Source organism: Paraburkholderia sp. OAS925 (assembly GCF_040543975.1).
GTDB lineage: Bacteria > Pseudomonadota > Gammaproteobacteria > Burkholderiales > Burkholderiaceae > Paraburkholderia > Paraburkholderia graminis.
In genome coordinates, this window is the sequence record NZ_JBEUNO010000001.1 from 3,621,743 (window position 1) to 3,641,404 (window position 19,662).

General features: G+C 64.7%; 17 protein-coding genes, 1 pseudogene and 1 riboswitch. Of the genes and pseudogenes, 5 read left to right on the top strand and 13 right to left on the bottom strand.

All coding sequences use genetic code 11. From position 1 onward, the window contains the following. Position 1: 1 nt before the first annotated feature. The 12 genes and pseudogenes from ABIE53_RS15770 to ABIE53_RS15825 all read right to left on the bottom strand — a co-directional run bounded on the left by ABIE53_RS15770 (position 2) and on the right by ABIE53_RS15825 (position 12,456). Entirely contained in the window at positions 2-1,198 is a 1,197-nt protein-coding gene (locus ABIE53_RS15770) for a beta-ketoacyl-[acyl-carrier-protein] synthase family protein (protein ID WP_114156382.1), read from the bottom strand. Next, a complete protein-coding gene (locus ABIE53_RS15775) occupies positions 1,195-3,660 on the bottom strand; it encodes an MMPL family transporter (protein ID WP_192698759.1) in 2,466 nt (821 codons plus the stop codon). The genes ABIE53_RS15770 and ABIE53_RS15775 overlap by 4 nt, the downstream gene beginning before the upstream one ends. After that, a complete protein-coding gene (locus ABIE53_RS15780) occupies positions 3,660-4,340 on the bottom strand; it encodes an outer membrane lipoprotein carrier protein LolA (protein WP_006050202.1) in 681 nt (226 codons plus the stop codon). The genes ABIE53_RS15775 and ABIE53_RS15780 overlap by 1 nt, the downstream gene beginning before the upstream one ends. Then, on the bottom strand, positions 4,328-4,759 hold the full coding sequence (locus ABIE53_RS15785) for an acyl-CoA thioesterase (protein WP_006050201.1): 432 nt from the start codon (positions 4,757-4,759) through the stop codon (positions 4,328-4,330). Before ABIE53_RS15785 ends, ABIE53_RS15780 begins: the two co-directional genes overlap by 13 nt. Beyond that, on the bottom strand, positions 4,756-6,369 hold the full coding sequence (locus ABIE53_RS15790; protein ID WP_006050200.1) for an HAL/PAL/TAL family ammonia-lyase: 1,614 nt from the start codon (positions 6,367-6,369) through the stop codon (positions 4,756-4,758). Before ABIE53_RS15790 ends, ABIE53_RS15785 begins: the two co-directional genes overlap by 4 nt. After that, positions 6,356-8,081: pseudogene (locus tag ABIE53_RS15795) on the bottom strand (glycosyltransferase family 2 protein). The gene ABIE53_RS15790 and the pseudogene ABIE53_RS15795 overlap by 14 nt, the downstream one beginning before the upstream one ends. After that, the gene (locus tag ABIE53_RS15800) at positions 8,081-9,787 is read right to left on the bottom strand and encodes an ApeI family dehydratase (protein WP_192698902.1); all 1,707 of its coding nucleotides are present in this window, start codon (positions 9,785-9,787) and stop codon (positions 8,081-8,083) included. Before ABIE53_RS15800 ends, ABIE53_RS15795 begins: the two are co-directional and overlap by 1 nt. After that, the gene (locus ABIE53_RS15805; RefSeq protein ID WP_006050197.1) at positions 9,787-10,449 is read right to left on the bottom strand and encodes a COG4648 family protein; all 663 of its coding nucleotides are present in this window, start codon (positions 10,447-10,449) and stop codon (positions 9,787-9,789) included. Before ABIE53_RS15805 ends, ABIE53_RS15800 begins: the two co-directional genes overlap by 1 nt. Continuing rightward, positions 10,449-10,706, bottom strand: coding sequence for an acyl carrier protein (locus ABIE53_RS15810; protein WP_006050196.1), 258 nt, complete (start codon positions 10,704-10,706; stop codon positions 10,449-10,451). Before ABIE53_RS15810 ends, ABIE53_RS15805 begins: the two co-directional genes overlap by 1 nt. Beyond that, positions 10,703-11,002 (bottom strand): phosphopantetheine-binding protein, encoded by a 300-nt coding sequence (locus tag ABIE53_RS15815; RefSeq protein ID WP_006050195.1) that lies wholly within the window; start codon positions 11,000-11,002, stop codon positions 10,703-10,705. Before ABIE53_RS15815 ends, ABIE53_RS15810 begins: the two co-directional genes overlap by 4 nt. Beyond that, entirely contained in the window at positions 10,977-11,771 is a 795-nt protein-coding gene (locus ABIE53_RS15820) for a lysophospholipid acyltransferase family protein (protein WP_006050194.1), read from the bottom strand. Before ABIE53_RS15820 ends, ABIE53_RS15815 begins: the two co-directional genes overlap by 26 nt. Beyond that, positions 11,755-12,456 carry a beta-ketoacyl synthase chain length factor gene (locus tag ABIE53_RS15825; RefSeq protein WP_006050193.1) on the bottom strand — a complete coding sequence of 234 codons (702 nt, stop codon included), beginning with the start codon at positions 12,454-12,456 and terminating at the stop codon, positions 11,755-11,757. Before ABIE53_RS15825 ends, ABIE53_RS15820 begins: the two co-directional genes overlap by 17 nt. A gap of 521 nt (positions 12,457-12,977) precedes the next feature. Next, positions 12,978-13,196: riboswitch (yybP-ykoY riboswitch) on the top strand. Between the two features lie 10 nt (positions 13,197-13,206). On the opposite strand from ABIE53_RS15825, the gene ABIE53_RS15830 reads away from it, so the two are divergent. Then, positions 13,207-13,779, top strand: a complete 573-nt coding sequence (locus ABIE53_RS15830) for a TMEM165/GDT1 family protein (protein ID WP_006050192.1) — start codon at positions 13,207-13,209, stop codon at positions 13,777-13,779. A 75-nt stretch (positions 13,780-13,854) separates the two neighbouring features. Here ABIE53_RS15830 and ABIE53_RS15835 read toward each other — a convergent pair whose 3' ends face one another. Continuing rightward, the gene (locus ABIE53_RS15835) at positions 13,855-14,553 is read right to left on the bottom strand and encodes a DUF4136 domain-containing protein (protein ID WP_006050191.1); all 699 of its coding nucleotides are present in this window, start codon (positions 14,551-14,553) and stop codon (positions 13,855-13,857) included. A 270-nt stretch (positions 14,554-14,823) separates the two neighbouring features. Here ABIE53_RS15835 and pepN point away from each other — a divergent pair, with 270 nt between their 5' ends. The 4 genes from pepN to ABIE53_RS15855 all read left to right on the top strand — a co-directional run bounded on the left by pepN (position 14,824) and on the right by ABIE53_RS15855 (position 19,662). Further along, the gene (gene pepN, locus ABIE53_RS15840) at positions 14,824-17,529 is read left to right on the top strand and encodes an aminopeptidase N (RefSeq protein WP_192698758.1); all 2,706 of its coding nucleotides are present in this window, start codon (positions 14,824-14,826) and stop codon (positions 17,527-17,529) included. A 197-nt stretch (positions 17,530-17,726) separates the two neighbouring features. After that, entirely contained in the window at positions 17,727-18,008 is a 282-nt protein-coding gene (locus tag ABIE53_RS15845; RefSeq protein ID WP_029967972.1) for a type II toxin-antitoxin system RelE/ParE family toxin, read from the top strand. Positions 18,009-18,024: 16 nt separating this feature from the next. Then, positions 18,025-18,480, top strand: coding sequence for a HigA family addiction module antitoxin (locus ABIE53_RS15850; RefSeq protein WP_044021311.1), 456 nt, complete (start codon positions 18,025-18,027; stop codon positions 18,478-18,480). Between the two features lie 165 nt (positions 18,481-18,645). Further along, positions 18,646-19,662: a class 1 fructose-bisphosphatase gene (locus ABIE53_RS15855; RefSeq protein WP_006050187.1), complete on the top strand. Its 1,017-nt coding sequence runs from the start codon at positions 18,646-18,648 to the stop codon at positions 19,660-19,662.

Sequence of the window (19,662 nt, forward strand, 5' to 3'; positions counted from 1 at the left end):
CTCATCCTGCAAGAATCAGGCTGACGTTGCTGCCGCCGAATGCAAACGAGTTGCTCATCGCGTATCGGGTGGCTCCCTGCGTGGCCGCCTCGCGCGGCAAGAAACGTTCGGTTTCCACGAGGTCGAGCGCGGGCAGGGCCGGGTCGGCCTCGCCGTCCCACAGATGGCGCGGCAGCGCAACGTCCTGACGCGCGAGCGTGAGCCACACGAAGCCAAGCTCCGTCGCGCCCGCGGCGCCCAGTTGATGACCGGTCAGCGGCTTTGTGCCGCTCGTCGCGACACCTTCGGGAAAGACGCGCGACATCAGGCTCGCTTCCATCTCGTCGTTCTTGCGCGTCGCCGTGGCGTGCAGATTCACATAGCCGATAGACGACGGCGCAATGCCCGCATCGGCCAGCGCCTCGCGCAACGCGAGTTCGCCGCCCACGCCTTGCGGATCGGGCGACGAAATGTGATGCGCGTCGCTCGATTCGCCGACGCCCGCAAGACGCACCGCCGCTTCGTCGCGGCTCATCAGGAACACGGCTGCGCCTTCGCCGACATTGATGCCGCAGCGATTGCGGCTCATCGGATTGCTGCGCGCGCTGCTCGTCGATTCGAGCGACGCAAAGCCTTGCACCGTGAGCTCGCATAACGAATCGACGCCGCCCACCACGACCGCGTCGCATAGTTGCAACTGCAACAAGCGCCGCGCCGATGCGAACGCCTTCGCGCTCGACGTGCAGGCGGTCGAGATCGTATACGCCGGCCCTTTCACCCCGAGCGCCGCGGCCGCGAACGGCGCGGCCGTGCCGATCTCCATCTGCCGGTAATTGAAGCTCGACGGCAGCGCGCCCGCTTGTGCCTGATAGACGAACGCGGCTTCGGCCGCTTCGATGCCCGACGTGCTCGTGCCGAGCACCACGCCGATTCGATGCGCGCCATAGCGCTCGCGCGCTGCGTCGACGGCAGGCGCGATCTGCGCAAGCGCCGCGAGCAGCAAGCGGTTGTTACGGCAGTCGTAGCGCGCAAGATCCGCGGACGGCGCGAGTTCGAGCGGCGTCACGACGCTGCCGACAAACGCGTCGCCGATACCGGTGTGCATGCTTGCCATGCCGCGCGCGTCGCAAGCCGCGAGCGCCGGCACGATGCTGTCGAGGTCGCCGCCGAGCGCGTTGATCATGCCGAGCGCGTGCAAATAAACTGATGGCGCTTTCATGCGGCCCTCCTTGTTTCCGATGGCATGCCGATCGGCGCAAGCAGCACCGATACCGCGATGCCGAGCGCGAGCGTCGCGCCGAAGCTCTTCAACGCGGGCATCGCGCTCATGCCGAGCATGCCGAACGACAGCAGCGTGGTCGCCGCCGACAACAGCACGCCGGTCCACACCGCGCCGAGATCGGCGTCCGCGCGCAGGCATCCTTCGCGCAGAAACACCGCGTAGTTTGCGCCCACGCCGAGCACGAGCATCAGCGCAAGCCAGTTGAACAGATTCAGCGGCACCCGCGCATAACCGAATGCGGCGAGCGTGACGCCGACAGCGAGCAGCACCGGCAACGTCACCGCGACGCCGCCGCGCACGCGCTCAAGCAGAGAGACTGCGCCGCCTGCATTCGGTGACACAGCGCGCCGCGCAGCGTAACGCACGATCAGCAGAACCAGAACGAGCGTCAGCGCGCCGCCGAGCCACCAGCCGCTATCCACGCGATACGCGCCGAACAGCTTCGACACGCTCGCGGCTTTGTCGACGAACGCGACACCCGGCAGCGCCTGCGCGATGGCGATCAACGCGGGCTCGTTGCGCGGCGTCACGCCTTGCGGAATCACGACGGCCGCATACGCATGGCTCGCCGCGTCGACCTGACCGAGCCACAAATGCCGATACGGTTGCGACCACGGCGCGGCGAGCCATGAGTCGATACTCAACAGCGCTTGCGGCTTCGCTTGAGCGGCGATCCACGCATCGGCGACTTCGTCTTTGAAGCCTGCTTGCAGCAGCGTCGCGCGCAATGCGGCCGGGTCGTTGAACAGATGTTGCGCGAGCAACGCACGGTCTTCATTCTGCCGACGCGCGGACGGCACGAATTGCGCAACCGACTGATAACCGCCCGTCTTGTCCGCCGTGCCGTTCAACGCGTCGAGTTTCGCGCCGAGCGCTTCGGCCCGCTGCAACACGACGTCCGCCGTCTCGCCGCGCACGACGAAAAACTGCGCGCTGTTATCCACGCCGACCGCTTCGCGCACCTTGTCTTCCTGCGCGACCAGCGACGCATCGCGCTGGATCAGCAGATGGATGTCGTCGTCGCTCGTGAGGCGCAGCCAGCCAGGAATTGCGGCAATCAGCAGCAGCGCGGCGACGAACCACGCGCGCTTGCCGCCGATCATGCGATGCCACACGCCGAGCAGGCGCGCGGCGCGTTCGAACAGACGCCGCGGGCTGCGCTTCGGCGCGTGCGGCAGCAACGCCGGCAACAGCCACATCACCGAAGCGAACGCCGTCACGATGCCCGCCATTGCAAAGCACGCGATCTGCTTGAGCGCGGGAAACGGCACCCATGTCAGGATCGCGTAGCCGAGCAGGCTTGTGGCCAGCGCGACGCTCAACGCGGGACGCACCGCGCGTGCGCCGCGCCGCGCATCCCAGTCTCGCCCCGCGCCGAGATAGACGACGAAATACTGAATCGAATAATCGACGGCTTCGCCGATCAGGCTCGCGCCGAACACGAGCGTCAGCAGATGCAGCTTGCCGAATACGAGCAACGTGACCGCAAGCGCGCAGACAATGCCGAGCGCGGTCGAGACGAAACCGAGCAGCAGCAGGCGCGGCGAGCGGAAGACCCACATCATCAGCAACGCAATGCCGACGAGCGACGCAATGCCGATCGCGTGCACTTCGCGCTCCGATGCGCTGCGCGCCGATTCGGCGTAGAACACGGCGCCGGTGCGCGCCACCGACACGTCGGGGAACGCGTGCTTCAGCGCGCTTTCGCCTTGCGCCAACGCGCCGAGCACCGCGTGCTGCGTCTTCGTTTCATAGGCCGAGCCGGGCAGCGTCGCGACGATCAGCACGCTTGTCGCATTGCCTCGATGCGAGACGAGCAGACCGTCCTCGAGTTCGAGGTTCGACGTGGCAAGCGGCAGATTGCCGAGCCAATGTTCGAGCCAGCCGAACGGGTCGTCCGATAGCGACGTGGTGAGTCCGCCGCGCAGCGGACTGTAGATGCGCTGAGCCAGCGCATCGCGCAGCGTCGAATCCGCTGCGTTCCCGCCGGCGATTGCCGCACGATCGGCAGGCGTCAGCAAGCCGAAGCGATACGGCATGTACAACGCCGCGATTTGCGACAGATCGAACGGCGGCAATTCCGCCGTCACCGAAGCGAATGCGCCGCTTGTCCGCAGCGATGCGCCGAGCTGTTTCGCCGCCGCTTTCGCGTGCGCGTCGTCGTGACTCGTGACGAGAAAAACGGTGCGGTCGCCGAGCGCGCTCGCGAGCATATCGACGGCTTTTTCCGCGACGGGGTCCGCTTCGGTCGCGGGCAACAGCGCGAGCAAATTGGTCTGCAACGGTGACGGTCCCGCGAAACGCCAGCCGCAATACAGCGCTGCGACGAGCGCGAGCGCGAGCCACGCGGCGCGCACGCCCCATGTCTGTCTCGCGGATCTGTGTCGCAGCAAATCCATTACGGCGTCCCGAACAGGCTGCGTTCGGCCGGCGCGAGTTCGCTCACCGCCTCGCTTTTACTGAACTCGAGTTGCGTCGTATCGCCGTTGGCAAGCGCAATGCGCAGGTTCTGCAGATAATCGCCGCCGCTCATCTGCAAGCCTTTGATGGACTGCGCGATTTGCGGCTGGTTCGGCGTGAGCTGCATGCGCCAGTGCGTGGGGCTGCCTTCGGCCTCTACGTCGAATTGCGAATACAGTGCGGACAGATCGCCGCCGAGCATCGCGCGCATCATCTTCGAGACTTGCGCGACGCCGCGCGTGCCCTGCGCGCTGTGCGCGGTGACACGCTGACCGTTGGCGTTGACTTCGGCGACGCCTGCATCGGTAATCACATACGTGGCTTTGTACGGCGTCGCGATTTGCCAGATCACGCCGCGCTCGCGCACGAACAGCAGCGAGCCCGTGCTGACGAGCGGCTGCTTCATCGCGGCGAGTGTCTGCGTCTGCGTGAACTGCGCGCGCACGCCCTTGGCCGCGGCAAGGTGCGATGCGATCTGCGAGACGAGTGCGGGGTTGCCGTCCGCGGATGCTGCCGAAGCCGGCGATGCGGCCACGCTGAATGCGCCCGAAAGCGCGAGAGCGCATAGCGCGTTGCATAGCGCTTTGCTTAGTCGCCCGTAGCAATTCATGCTGCCCATACGCGCTCCAGTTTTTCGAACACGACGGGCGGCGACACGAATTGCAATTCCTGCGTCGCGGCATCGACAGCCACCTGAATCGTGTAGCCCTTCGTGAGCCGCGCGCCCGACGCGCAATCGACGATTTCATAGCCTATTTTCAGGCGGTTTTCGTGTTCGAGCAGTTGCGCGCGCACGTCGAGTTTCTGGCCGTAGGTTGCCGGACGCACGTACTTCAAGTGCGCTTCGACAATCGGCCACAGATAACCCGACGCCTGCATTTCGCGGTAGTCGTAATCGAACGCGCGCAACAGCGCCGCACGGCCGATCTCGAAGTACTTCAGATAATGGCCGTGCCAGCACACGTTCATCGCGTCGACGTCGTGAAACGGCACTTCGACCGTCGCGCTCGCGCTCAATACCTTGCGGGCGGCGCTCATGCTTCTGAGCCTCCGCGATAGTCGTGCAGCAACTCGCATGCGGCGATGCGCGCGGTCAGTGCGCGCAGGTCGGATTCGAGCGCGCGGTCTTCGTCGACGAAAGGCGATTGTGCGCCGACGTTTTCCACGAACGTTTGCAACGGCGCGGGCACCGGCGTCGCACTGTCGATTCGCAGGCGCAACTGCGCCGCCTGCACGGTGGCAAGCGTATGCGCGGCCGCGACCTGCTCGGTCAATTCGAGCACACGCAGGCAGTCGCGCGCGGCGATCGTGCCCATGCTGACCTTGTCCTGATTGTGAGCTTCGGTCGAACGCGAAAACACGCTGGCGGGCATCGTGTTCTTCAGCGCCTCCGCCGTCCACGCGGACGACGAAATCTGCACGGCCTTGAAGCCGTGATTGATGGCCGCACGCGCGGGCGCTGCGCCGCTCAGGTTGCGCGGCAAACCGTTGTTGAAGTTCACGTCGACGAGCAGCGCCAGTTGCCGGTCCATCAGGTCGGCGAGATTCGCGACGGCCACTTTCAGCGAGTCCATCGCGAACGCAATATGGCCGCCGTAGAAGTTGCCGCCATGCAAAACACGTTCGTTGTCGGGGTCGATCAGCGGGTTGTCGTTCGCGCTGTTCAATTCGTTTTCGATGTCGCGGCGCACCCAGCTCAGCGCATCGCGCCCGACGCCGATCACATGCGGCGCGCAGCGAATCGAATAGCGGTCCTGCAAGCGATGACCCGGCGTATCGTCGCGTCCTTCGAGATCGGCGCGAATCCAGGCGGCGGCTTCGGCCTGGCCCGCATGCGGCTTCACTTCGAAGAGCGTCGCGTCGAAATGCGCGGCGCGGCCGTCGAGCGCGACGGTGCACAGCGCGGTCAGGCGCGCGGCGAGCCGCGTCAGATGATCCGCGCGCGCGAACGCGAGACACGCGAGTCCGGTCATGACTGCCGTGCCGTTCATCAGCGCGAGGCCTTCCTTGGGCGCGAGCGTGAGCGGCGTGTGTCCGAGTTCGCTCCACACTTCGCGCACGTCGCGCAGACGTCCTTCGAACATGACTTCGCGTTCGCCCGCGAGTGCGGCGGCGACATATGAAAGCGGCGTGAGATCGCCGCTCGCGCCGACCGATCCTTCGGCCGGAATACGCGGCAGCACGCGATGATTGACGAGGTCCGCGAGACGTTCGAGCAGCACGGGGCGCACGCCCGAAAAACCATACGCGAGCGAGTTCAGACGCGCGGCGATGACGGCAAGCGTCTCGCCGTCGTCGAGATAGCGGCCCATGCCGCAGCCGTGATAACGCGTGAGTTGCAGCGGCAAGGCTTCGACGAGTTCCATCGGCACATCGACCACGCAGGCGTCGCCGTAACCGGTGTTGACGCCGTAGACCGTCGCGCCCGCCGCGAGATGGCGGCGCAGGAAATCCGCGCCGCGTTGAATGCGCGCGCGCCACTCGGGGTCCGTATTCAATGCGACCGGCGCGCGATGCTGCGCGATCGCGACGACGTCCTCGATAGTCAGCTTGCGTGCGCCGATCACCACCGGAGCCGCGTTGCCGCCGCGATTTGAAACCGCTTGCACGCCGGCATCCGGCGCGTCGATCAGATCATGTTCGGCCATTCGCGCCTCGCTTGGGGCTGGCCCAGAAATCGAAGAAGTTGAACCATTGATAAGGTGCCTTGCGGCAATAATGTTCGAGACGCGCGGCATAACGCTGCGCCCACGCCGCGAGATGCTGCGTGCGTTCGCGCCGCGGCAACTCGATGCGCTCCGCGAACGGCTCGAAGTAAAGACGATAACCGCCCTGCTCTTTCAGGCAGAAGAAGAGATACACGGGACAGCCGAGCGCATGCGCGAGCACGTAGGGGCCCTGCGCGAAGGGCGCATCGGCGCCGAGAAAGCGCGCCTGGGTGGTGCGGCCCGCTTCGTGCGCGGGCACGCGGTCGCCGACGATCACGAGCAGTTCGCCGGCGTCGACACGCTGCTGCATCAGCATCGCCGTTTCAGGGCCCGAAGTCCGCGACTTCGAGCAGATGACGCGCGAACTCGCTGTTCGCCGACGCGAGCACGCTATTGAAGCGCCGCGCATGTTCCGTGTAGACGACGGCCGTGACTTTCGCGTAGGCGCCCTGCGCGGCGAGCGCACGCGTCATCTCCAGATTGCCGAGATGCGCGCCGATCACGAGCGCGCCCTTGCCGCTCGCGACCAATGCTTCGAAAGCCGAAGGATCTTCGAACTTGACGTCGGCATTGTTGACGCGGCCGGACCACGCGGCGAGCTTGTCGAAGCCCGATTGCGCGAACGCCAGCATGTGTCGATACGCGGACAGCCAGCCGGGTCGCGGCGTCTCGCCATGCGGCGCGGCCTCACGCAAACGCGTGAAGTAATTGGCCGAGGCCTCGCGCGCGGCACGTCCCGTCAGCAGAAAATACGCGACGATCGGATGCAGCCATAGCGCGGTGAAACGTCGGCCGAACAGTTTGCAACTAAGCGCGAGCAACGACATGCCGAGATGACTGCCGCGCTCGGCGATACGCCACCAGTCCTGCGCGTTCGCCTCGCTTTGCACGTCCGCGAGCACGGCGCGGCGCGGCATGAACTTGTGCGCGACGAGCATCGGCAGACGCAGCAGCATGCCGCACACGAGCCGCGTATGACTGCGGCTGATGCGCACGTTGTCCCACAGCACGTCGAAATGCGAGACGCCGTCGCTCGCATACGTGACGCGCGTGGGAATCGCGCGAAACGCGGCGCGCCGCCAATACAGGCGCACCAGAATCTCGATGTCGAAGTCCATCCGCGTGGGTAACTGCACGCTGTCGATCAACTCGCACGCGAGCGCAAGCGGATAGAGGCGAAAGCCGCACATCGAATCGCGGATGGTGAGCGACAGCGTTTCGATCCACACCCACACATGCGTCAGATAACGGCCGTAGAGTCGCGCTTTCGGCACGCTCTCGTCATACACCGGACGGCCCAGAATGACTGCGCCGGGTTCGGCGCGCGCGGCTTCGATGAAACGCGGCACGTCATTGGCGTCGTGCTGGCCGTCCGCGTCGATCTGCAACGCGTGCGTGTACTTCGCGTCGCGCGCGGCGCCCAGGCCCGCCATCACCGCCGCGCCTTTGCCGCCGTTGACCGGCAGACGCAGCAGCGAGACTTGCTGCACGTATTGCTGCGCAAGCTCGGCGAGCACCTGTTGAGTGGCTTCGTCGCTACCGTCGTCGACGATGAAAATCGGCAAGCCGTGCACCGCGAGATGCGCGACGGTCGCGCCGATCGCGTCCTTGTGGTTGTAGATCGGGATCACGATGCAGGGAGCGAAATTCATCACGCGCTCTCCCGATAAACGATCACGCCCGATGCGCAATCGCGCTCGTTCACGCGGTACGCAAACTGCACGCGCTGACGCGCGCTATCGTGCGCGAGCGTCAGCTTCAACACCGAGCCCGGCGACACCGGCGCCATGAACTTCAACCGGTCGACGGACGCGACGCTGTGCGCGCACGGCAGTTGTTCGGCGGCCAGACGCACCGCCCAATCGACTTGCACGACGCCCGGCAGAATCGGCAGTCCGGGAAAATGGCCGGCGAAATGAATCAGCGTGGGCGGCACGCGCAGTTCGTAGTGCAGCGTGTCGCCGGCGCGCGCTTCGGCAAGCAGCTCGAAACCTTCGGCGCGCGGCTCGAACGCCGCAGCAACCGCGGACACCGGCAGCTTGCCGCGTGCGTCGAACGGCAACGCGAGACGAAAGCGCCAATGGCGCGGCAACACGACCGCGTCGAAGTAATCGGCGAGATGGCGGCGCAGGTTTTGCGCGAGGACCACGCGGCCTTCGTCGCGCAACGCGTCGTTGCCCGCTCCCGTCAACGCGACGACCGCGCCGACGCGCTCACGCGCGCCGCCTTCGAGCGGCGCAATTGCCGCTTGCATCACATACGGATGCAGCGCGAGACGCGCTTCGAGTTCCGGCAGCGACACACGCTTGCCGTCGAGCTTCAGCACGCGATCGAGACGGCCCTGCAAACGGAAACGGCCTTGCGCGTCGAACGTGATCTTGTCGTCGGTGCGATGCCAGCCGCTATGGTCGAGATGCGGCGAGCGCACGTTGAGCGCACCGTCTTCGTCGCAACGCACTTCGATGCCGGTCGTCGCTTGCCATGCATCGGTCTCGTCCTGACGACGCCATGCAATGCCGCCCGTTTCCGTGCTGCCGTAGATTTCGAGCGGCGCGGCGCCGTAAGCCGCCGCATATTGCTGCGCGGCTTCGAGCGCGAGCGGACCGCCCGACGAAAAAACCGCGCGCGGCGCGGGCGTCAATGCGGCGAAGCCTGGCAGCGCGGGCCAGCGCGACAACTGCGCGGGCGTCGATACGATCACGGCCGCGCCGCATTGCGCGATCTGCGTTTGCAGATGCAGCGGTTCGATGCTGATCTCGCGATCGAATGCGCGGCCGGCGGCAAGCGGCCACATCACGCGAAACAGCAGACCGTAGATATGGTGATGCGGCACGCTCGCGAGCATGGTTGCGTCGCCGACGAGCGCGCCCCACTGCTTCTCGAGCGTGTGCACTTCGGCGTTGAACTGCGCGAGCGTTTTGCGGATCGGCTTCGGACGGCCGCTGCTGCCCGAGGTGTAGAGCGTGAGCGGCGCTTGGGGGTCGATGTTTTTGTCGAGCGCGGACGCGGCTGCCTCGGCTTGCGCATCGGCTTGCGCATGCAACTGCAGCGTCGCGTCGGTCAGCACGACGTCGTACGCGTCGGCGAGATCGGCAAGATAGCCGGGCGTCGCGTTCGCCGGAATCACCGGCTCCTTGCCGCACGCGAAGAGCGCGAACAACGCGCACGCGAAATCGAACGGATCGTCGATACACAGTGCATAGCGTTGCGCCGCTTGCGATTGCACCAGCGCAACGAGCGCCGCGACGCGCGCGCGAAACGCGGCGCGATCGAGCAGCGCCGTGCGATCGCGGCAAACGGCAACGCGTGAAGCGGCGGCATCGAGCGGAATGGACAACAGGTCGTGCAACGCGATCATCACGCCGCCTCCGAACGCGCGGCTCGCGGCAGCACGACGAGATAGCGCCACACGACCTCGGCGATCAGCAGCACACCGATCAGCAGATAGGCAATCGCGCCGTTATACAGCGACCAGCTTGCGCGGCTCCAGTAGAGCGCGGTATACGCGGAAAAAGCACCGTTCAGTAGAAAGAACACACACCACACCTGAGTGACGCGCCGCGTGTGGCGCACTGCGCCCGGCGGCAAGTCGGGCTTGCCGAGGCGCGCAAATTTTTCGACCATCGACGGACCGCGCACGAGCGTCGCGCCGAACGCGATCAGGAGCCCGAGATTGACGAGCGACGGATAGAGGCGCAACAGCAGCTCGCTGTTGGTGAGCACGATGGCCGCCGACGCGCAGCTCAGCAAGCCGACCACGGTCCAGTCGATGGCGGAAAGACGCCGCAGCGAAGTCGCGACCGGACCGCTGCCTGCCCAGCGCTGCAGCCACAGAATCGCAAACAGCATGCAGCCGACGTAACGCGGCGTGTCCCAACGCCACGCGCACAGAATCAACGCGGGATACGCGAGCTTCACCAGCACTTGCACGACCGCCTTCAGCCAATGGCGTTCAGCCGCGGACGAAGCGCTTGCGGCGGGCTGATCGGCCGCCCGTGTGCGCGAACGCACTGCCGGCATCAGCCTTGAGCCGCCAGCAGCGATTCGACCGCGCCGATCACGTCGCCGACCGTGCGCACCGATTTGAACTCTTCCGGCTTGATGCGGCGCCCGGTCATTTCCTGGAGCTTGATCGCGAGATCGACCGCGTCGATGCTGTCCAGATCGAGGTCTTCGAACAGATGCGCGTCGGGTGTCACGCGCTCGGGCTCGATTGCGAAGTTCTCTTTAAAGATGGCGCGGATGCGTTCAAGAATCTCTGCCTCGGACACGGTCATTCCCCTTTGCTGTTGGTTTCGTTCGCGGCGTGCGCCGCTTCGCGCTGACTTGCCACCAGCGCGGCCAGCGTGCTGATGGAGCGAAAGTGCTCGCGCGTGCGGTCGTCGTTTGCCGCAATGGTCAATTGATATTGTTTGCGCAGCACGATGCCGATTTCCAGTGCGTCGATCGAATCGAGACCGATACCGTCGGTATCGAACAACGGTGCATCGTCGTCGATATCGGCGGGGCTCAGGTCTTCCAGATCGAGTGCCTCGATCAGAAGCTGCTTAATTTCCAGTTTTAAAGAATCCATAATCGAACAGGTGCCGGGTAATGTGTGCTTCGACGGCGCTCGTCACGCTGCGCGCAGCGAGAGCCGGTGTTGTGTCGTCTGCCGCGAGCCGCTCGACGCCGAGCGGCTCCAGCACGTTCACGCGCATGCGGAACGCTCGCGCCGGCACGTCGTACCAGCGCATCTGTTTCGTGAACGCGGGCGGATCGCAATCCATCAGCACCGGCACGATCGGCGCGTCCACCTTCAGCGCCATGTGCGCGAAGCCGCGCGAAAACGCATGCAGCCGGTTGCGCGCGGGACTGCGCGTGCCTTCGGGAAAAATGATCATCGTATAGCCTGCCGCGAGCTGCCTTGCGCCTGCTTCGACGAGCTCCGCGGGATCGGCGTTGCTCACGTATTCCGCCGAACGCACGATGCCCCAGAAACACGGGTTGCTCCAATGCGCGTTTTTCACGACGCAGCATGCGTGCGGCGTGAGCGAAAGCAGCACCATCACGTCGAGGTAGGTCGGGTGGTTGGCCACCACGATCGACGGACCGCGCGCGCGCAGCGCCTCGCCGCCCGACACTTCGAGCTTCATCACGCCGATCAGCTGCAACGCGCCGACGAGCGCGCGGAAAAACCAGTGGATGATGCTCGTCACCGCGAACTGCCGCGACGCACGATGCGGCCACAGCCACGCGAGCGGAAACACCAGCACCGAAAACAGCACGCCGCAGATGCCGAACACGACGAAAGCCATGCCCGTGGCGAAGAATCGCCACGTGTAGTCAAGCCGCGCGGTCATGCCACTCCCACTGCCAAAGGACGCCGGCGCCTTGCCAGGCCGCGGGCTCGCCGGTTTCAAGACAATGCAGCAGCGCCTGGCTTTGCGTGGCGAAGCGGGTTGCTGCGGGCTCCGAATCGTGCAGGCGCGGCGACGCGGACTGTGTACAGACCAGATGGCCGAGCGCCGTTTCGTTACTCAAGAGCAGCGCGATCGCGCCGCCCTGCACTTCATCGTCGATCGTTCCGTATGCGGGGTCGGCCGGTTCGTCGGCGTAGACCAGCAGGACCGGTGACGCCAATTGCGTTGCGTGTTGCGCATACGCCTCGAGCAGCGCATAACCGAGCGTTTCCGGGCCCGCCGAAATGGCGCTCGCCGCCGAGCGGTCGCCGCGCGCGATGCCGAACACGCCCGTCATCGCATTGAGCACCGAGAGGCTAAAGGCCGTCGGCGACACCGGCTCGCCGGAACTGATGGCGCGCAGAATCTCCGTGGTGCGGCGCAGTTCGCCGTGCCGCGACGCGAAGACGACGCGCGCCTCGTCGGCCCCGACGCAATCGTGCGCCACCTTCAGCGCGGCTTTCGAGAGCGTGCTGAGACGCCGCCGCACGATCGGTTCGATAAAACCGATGTCGGGTGCGGCGGTGGTGGCAGCAGGCCAGCTAGACCAGCGAGCGACCGGAATGGTCCAGTGCGGATCGGGCATATCGGTGTTCGCGCGTTGAAGCAAGGAGAGGCTGAAGCGCCTGACGGAATACGCAGCCGTCACAGCGTATGCGCGCCGCGCGGACCGGCAATTTCCAGCCGGGGGACAATCCAGACTTCTTTTGTAGGGTTCAGCGAATTAACGGCACTTTGGCCCGATTATTTAGGCCATTGACGATTGGCCGTGTAGTTTGGCTCAGGCTTCCTTAGTCGCCGGAATCATACTGAATATTCTGAATTAAATCAGCCACAAAAGACGTATCCATCTGTATCCGTCTCGCGTTTACGACGCTAATTTGAGCGCTATGGCGATTTGCAGAAATTTCCCATCTGGGCCTGGGAATATCCCTACATCTGTAGGTTTTTGGGAATTCGACTGTCAGTGGTCGCGTTCGCAAAGAGGATCCCGCGAATGCTTTCAATTAACTTTCTGCGACGACTGTTGCAGTCGAATACATGCGATCCGATTTCACGCGAATTCTGCTCCCGGCAGAACGGTCGCGCGGCGACGCCTGCTATAATCCGTCCCTCATTGGGGAGTAGCCGCCCCGCGCCACGTTCGCCCGGCATCTAGCCGGGCTCGCAACAACGTGCGCTCGCGGGGGCGCCTGTCAACAGACTTGGCCGTCATGGCCGTGGCAGCCGCAGCCTCTGGCCTGGCGAGACCGATGACCCACACCCCGCCGCAATTGGGCCCGGCGTGTCGTGGGTCGTCGCTCGTTCATTTCCCGGCCCGCGGATTCCAACCCACGTGTTCCACGCTTTCCTCATTTCCACCGGAGCGGTCGCGCTCGCCGAAATCGGCGACAAGACGCAGCTGCTGTCGCTCGTGCTCGCCGCGCGTTATCGCAAGCCGATGCCGATCATCCTCGGCGTGCTGGTCGCGACGCTCGTCAATCACGCGGGCGCAGGCGCGCTCGGCGCGTGGCTCGGCTCGCTGCTCACGCCGGCCATCATGCGCTGGGCGTTGGCCATTTCATTCATCGGCATGGGTTTGTGGATTCTCGTGCCCGACAAGCTCGACGACGAAGAAGCCAACACGAACCGCACGCATCTTGGCGTGTTCGGCGCGACTGTCGTGGCCTTCTTCCTCGCGGAAATGGGCGACAAGACGCAGATCGCGACGGTTGCGCTCGCCGCGCGCTTTCACGACTTCTTCGGCGTGGTGGCGGGCACCACGCTCGGCATGATGATCGCCAACGTCCCGGCGATCCTGCTCGGCGACCGCTTCGCGCACCGTCTGCCGACCGGGATCGTGCACGGCATCGCCGCCGTGCTGTTCGTGGTTCTCGGAACGATGGCGCTGTTCGGCGGCGGGCTCTGACGAAGGTGCGCGATGCCGGCATTTGCCGGATCGCGCTCTTGTCACGCTTTTATCGCGCTTGCGGTTGCGTCGCGGTCATTGCACGGCTTTCGCGCCCGACGCTGCAGCCGGGGACGCGGCGGCAGCCGGCACCGCCGTTTCGTTGGAAGCACCGGCGCTGTTGCCAAGCGGAATCTTCACCGTACGCACGACGCCGTTGCCGAGCGGGAAGTCGGCAAGCGCACTGCGCGCCAGATACGGCATGGCCCTCACCAGCGACGACTCGCCGCCCGAGTTGCGCGCGGTCACGTTGTAGACCTCCTTGCCCGTCGCGCGCTCGGTGATCCGCACGCCGAGCAGATGCGTGAAGATCGGATAGCTCTGGTTCACGTAGCCTGCGGGAAACGGACCCCACGGCCCCCACGGATCGTACGGACGGCCCCAGCCCCAGTAAGGCGCCGGCCACGGGTTGTAGTAGACCGGCTCGGCCACCGTCACCATGTCCGAGCGGATTCCATACGAGAGCCCGACGAGATAGCGCGCGTCGTTGCCGTCAACCTGGCGGAACGCATGCGTGGCGAGTTCGTTGGCGATGATGCGCTCATAGGTGGTCAGCTCGAGATTGTTCCGCTGGTCGGGCTCGCGTGTGAACGCGTAGGTGCGGGCCGCGTCGCCGCCGCTCCAGTCGGAGAACGCGGTGACCTGCGTGGTCACGTAGGTCGTGCAGCCGGACAGCAGCACGCTCAGTGCCGCGAGCAGCAGCATGGCCCGGCGCGTCCAGATATTCGTTGTCATGGTCTACCTCGTGAAGCGTTTCTGTTCGTTCGTCTTTGATTGTACGTATGACCGTCGATCGCGCCGCGCCGTTCCGCTCCCTTCCGCTCCCACGCCGCAGGAGCTTGAGCGTGAGCAAGAGCGGTGCGGGCGTCCGAGCGCGCATCGGCCGAACGGCTATCTGAAAAGCGCGCGCCGCACGATTGCCCGAGGCTTTGTACAATGGCTCGACAAGCCCGGCTCGCGCGTCTTCGTGCGCCGGCCGCTCGAGTCCCATCACTACAGAACGCCATGGCCGATACCGCAACGCCCAATGTGATCCGCCGCGCCGATTATGCGCCGCCCGCTTTTCTGATCGACACCGTCGCGCTCGAGTTCGATCTGCTGCCCGAACGCACGGTCGTAAAGAACACGATGCGCGTGCGCCGCAACCCGGACGCCGCGCGCGCGCCGCATCTCGAACTGATGGGCGAACAACTGGAGTTCGTCGGCGCGACGCTCGACGGTCAGCCGTTCGCCAACGCGCATCCGCACGAGCACGGGCTGGTGCTCGACAACGTGCCCGACAGCTTCGAGCTCACGCTCACCAGCATCTGCAATCCGGCGGCGAATACGACGCTCTCGGGCCTGTATGTGTCGAGCGGAAACTTCTTCACGCAGTGCGAGGCCGAGGGCTTTCGGCGCATCACCTATTTCCTCGACCGGCCGGACGTGATGTCGACCTACAGGGTCATGCTGCGAGCCAGCAAGGCCGATTATCCGGTGCTGCTGTCGAACGGCAATCTGCTCGAGGAAGGCGATCTGCCGGACGGCCGTCATTTCGCGCGCTGGGAAGATCCGTTCAGGAAGCCGAGCTATCTGTTCGCGCTTGTCGCCGGCAAGCTCGTTGCGCTCGAAGAGCGTCTGAAAACCGGCTCGGGCAAGGAAAAGCTGCTGCAGGTGTGGGTCGAGCCGCACGATCTCGACAAGACCCGTCACGCGATGGATTCGCTGATCAATTCGATCCGCTGGGACGAACAGCGCTTCGGCCTCGAACTCGATCTCGACCGCTTCATGATCGTCGCGGTGAGCGACTTCAACATGGGCGCGATGGAAAACAAGGGGCTCAATATCTTCAACACGAAGTACGTGCTGGCGAACCCGGAAACGGCGACCGACACGGACTTCGCGAACATCGAGGCGGTGGTCGGCCACGAGTATTTCCATAACTGGACCGGCAACCGCGTGACCTGCCGCGACTGGTTCCAATTGAGCCTGAAGGAAGGGCTGACCGTGTTCCGCGATCAGGAATTCTCCGCCGACATGGCCGCCGGACTGACCAGCAGCGGCGACGAAGCGGCGCGCGCGACGAAGCGCATCGAAGACGTGCGCGTGCTGCGCCAGATGCAGTTCGCCGAAGACGCCGGCCCGATGGCTCACCCGGTGCGCCCGGAGAGCTACGTCGAGATCAACAACTTCTACACGATGACCGTCTACGAAAAAGGCTCGGAAGTCGTGCGGATGTATCAGACGCTGTTCGGCCGCGACGGTTTTCGCAAGGGCATGGACCTGTACTTCAAGCGTCACGACGGCCAGGCCGTGACGTGCGACGATTTCCGTCATGCGCTCGCCGACGCGAACGGCCGCGACCTCGCGCAGTTCGAGCGCTGGTACAGCCAGGCGGGCACGCCGCGCGTGTCGGTGCGCACCCGTTACGACGCGGCGGCGCGCCGCTACAGCGTGACGCTCACGCAGGGTTATGGCGACGCCGCGCCGGCCGCGCGCGAAACGCAGAAGGGACCACTGCTGATTCCGTTCGCCATCGGCCTGATCGGCAAGGACGGCAACGATCTGCCGCTGCAACTCGAAGGCGAAGCGCGCGCTTCCGACTCGACCACGCGCGTGCTCGAATTGACGCAGACCGAGCAGACGTTCACGTTCGTCAATGTCGAAGACGAACCGTTGCCGTCGCTGCTGCGTAATTTCTCGGCGCCGGTGATCGTCGAATACGATTATCCGGCCGAACAGCTCGCGTTCCTGCTCGCGCACGACAGCGATCCGTTCAACCGCTGGGAAGCCGGCCAACGCCTTGCCACGCGCGAGTTGCTGACGCTCGCCGGCCAGGCGGCGAACGGCGCGCAACTGCAACTCGACGACTCGGTGGTCGCCGCGTTCGCGCGCGTGCTCACGGACGAATCGCTGTCGCCGGCGTTCCGCGAACTCGCGCTGATGCTGCCGTCGGAGGCCTATCTGGCCGAGCAGATGACGGAGTCGAATCCGGCGGCCGTGCATGCGGCGCGGCAGTTCGTGCGCAAGCGTCTCGCGAATGCGCTCAAGGGCGAATGGCTGAGCATTTACGAGAAGCATCGCACGGCGGGTCCGTACGTAGCCACGCCGGCCGCGGCCGGACATCGCGCTCTGAAGAATCTCGCGCTCTCGTATCTGACCGAGCTCGACGATCCGGCCGAAGCCGTGCGGCTCGCGTCGGCGCAATACGAGGCCGCGAACAACATGACCGACCGCGCCGCGGCGTTGTCCGCGCTGCTCAACGCCGCAGCGGCCAATGGCGGCAGCGCCGAGGCGCAGCATGCGCTCGACGACTTCTACCGGCGTTTCGAGAAAGAGCCGCTCGTGATCGACAAGTGGTTTGCGTTGCAGGCCACGCAGCGCGGCAGTGCGCAGCGGCCGGTGATCGAAATCGTGCGCAAGCTGATGACGCATCCGGCCTTCAATCTGAAAAATCCGAACCGCGCGCGCTCGCTGATCTTCAGCTTCTGCGCGGCCAACCCCGCGCAGTTCCATGCGCAAGACGGCTCGGGCTACGCGTTCTGGGCCGACCAGGTGATCGCGCTCGACGCAATTAATCCGCAAGTGGCCGCCCGCCTCGCACGCTCGCTCGAATTGTGGCGCCGCTTCACGCCGACGCTGCGCGATGGCATGCGTGCGGCGCTGGAGAAAGTGGCGTCGCAAGTGAAGTCGCGCGACGTGCGCGAAATCGTCGAGAAGGCGCTCGCATGATGCGCGTTTGAGCGGTTCTCAACCCCGAAAGCCGGCACGCGTTGCCGGCTTTTTTTCGCCCTTGTGTTGCGACGACCCGGTGGCAGGTTCACGTCGACGTTAGCCATTTGGCCGACTGTTCTTAAGCGCCGCATTGAGGGAAAGTAAACGCATTCAATTAACGGTTTACGTTTAACGCGATGCGTTATATCATTCCCATGATCACGACATTTGGCGACAAGGCTACGGCAAGAATTTTTCAGGGCAGGTTCGTGCATGCGCTGCCGCGTCATATCCAGGCGCTCGCGTACCGCAAGCTGCTGATGATCGACGCCGCGGACACCGTCCATAGTTTGCATGCGCCGCCCGGCAACCGGCTCGAAGCATTGCAGGGGCAGCGCAGCGGGCAGTGGAGCATCCGGATCAATGCGCAATGGCGCATCTGTTTTCACTTTATCGACGGCGAGGCGCTGAATGTTGAGATTGTCGACTATCACTGATTATTGGGAGACCGACATGGTCATCAAACGCTCCGATCTGGCCAGCACCGATTTCTCCGGCATCGACACCGGAGACAGCATCGAGGAAATCCATCCGGGGGAGATTTTGCGCAGCGAATTCCTCGAACCGCTCGGCATGTCCGTCAATGCGCTCGCGCTTGCGTTGCGCGTACCGGCGCCGCGCATCAACGACGTGGTGCGTGGCAAGCGCGCGATCTCGGCTGACACCGCGCTGCGGCTCGAGCGCTACTTCGGCGCGAGCGCGCAGTTCTGGCTCAATCTGCAAATCGCCTACGACCTGCGCGTCGCCACGGCTGCGGCGGGCGCGCAGATCGAACGCGAGATCGAACCCATGCCGAAGGCCGATCGCCCGAAGCTCCCCAAGGTTTCCGCGGAACATGCGCGCGCCGCGGCGCTCGCAGCGAGCGTGAGCGGCAGCGCCACGGCGGGCAAGGTCCGGCGCAAAGGCTGACCGCCGGTTGTGGTTTGGGTTGTGCTTTGGCCGCCGGTTATGCTCGTTGCTGCTCACTGGCCGCGTCGCGCGCGTTTTTCATCTCTCCGCCCACAGCAAAAGCACGGGGCAGACACACCGAGCGGTTAAAATCCGGATATTCCTCAAGCCTCCTGGAGTACAGCAATGTCCTTGCAACGTCGTACCACTCTCACGAAGTACCTGATCGAGCAGCAGCGGGAAACCAATAACCTGCCGGCCGATCTGCGCCTTTTGATCGAAGTTGTCGCGCGGGCATGCAAGGCGATCAGCTATCACGTCAGCAAGGGCGCGTTGGGCGATGCGCTCGGCACCGCGGGCAGCGAGAACGTGCAGGGCGAAGTACAGAAGAAGCTCGATATTCTGTCAAACGAGATCCTGCTCGAAGCGAATGAATGGGGCGGCAACCTGGCAGGCATGGCATCGGAGGAAATGGAGCAGTTCTTCCCTATTCCCGCGAACTATCCGAAGGGCGAATATCTCCTCGTGTTCGATCCGCTCGACGGCTCGTCGAACATCGACGTGAACGTGTCGATCGGCACCATCTTTTCAGTGCTGCGCTGCCCGGACGGCCAGCAGCCTACCGAGCAGTCGTTCCTGCAGCCGGGCACGCAGCAGGTCGCCGCGGGTTACGCGGTGTATGGGCCGCAAACGGTGCTGGTACTGACCACCGGCAACGGTGTGAACTGCTTCACGCTCGACCGCGAGCTCGGTTCATGGGTGCTTACGCAAAGCGACATGCGCATTCCGGTCGAGACGCGCGAATATGCGATTAACGCGTCGAACGAGCGGCACTGGTATCCGCCCGTCGAGCAGTACATCGGCGAATTGAAGCAAGGCAAGGAAGGTCCGCGTCAAAGCGACTTCAATATGCGCTGGATCGCGTCGATGGTCGCGGACGTGCATCGTATCCTGAACCGCGGCGGCATCTTCATGTACCCGGCCGACAAGCGCACGCCGGACAAGCCGGGCAAGCTGCGTCTGATGTACGAAGCGAACCCGATGGCGTTTATCGTCGAACAGGCAGGCGGCGCCGCGACCAATGGCGAGAAACGCATTCTCGATATTCAGCCGAAGAGCCTGCATGAGCGCGTCGCGGTGTTCCTCGGCTCGAAGAACGAAGTGGACCGCGTGACCCGCTACCATCTCGAAACAAAAAATTGA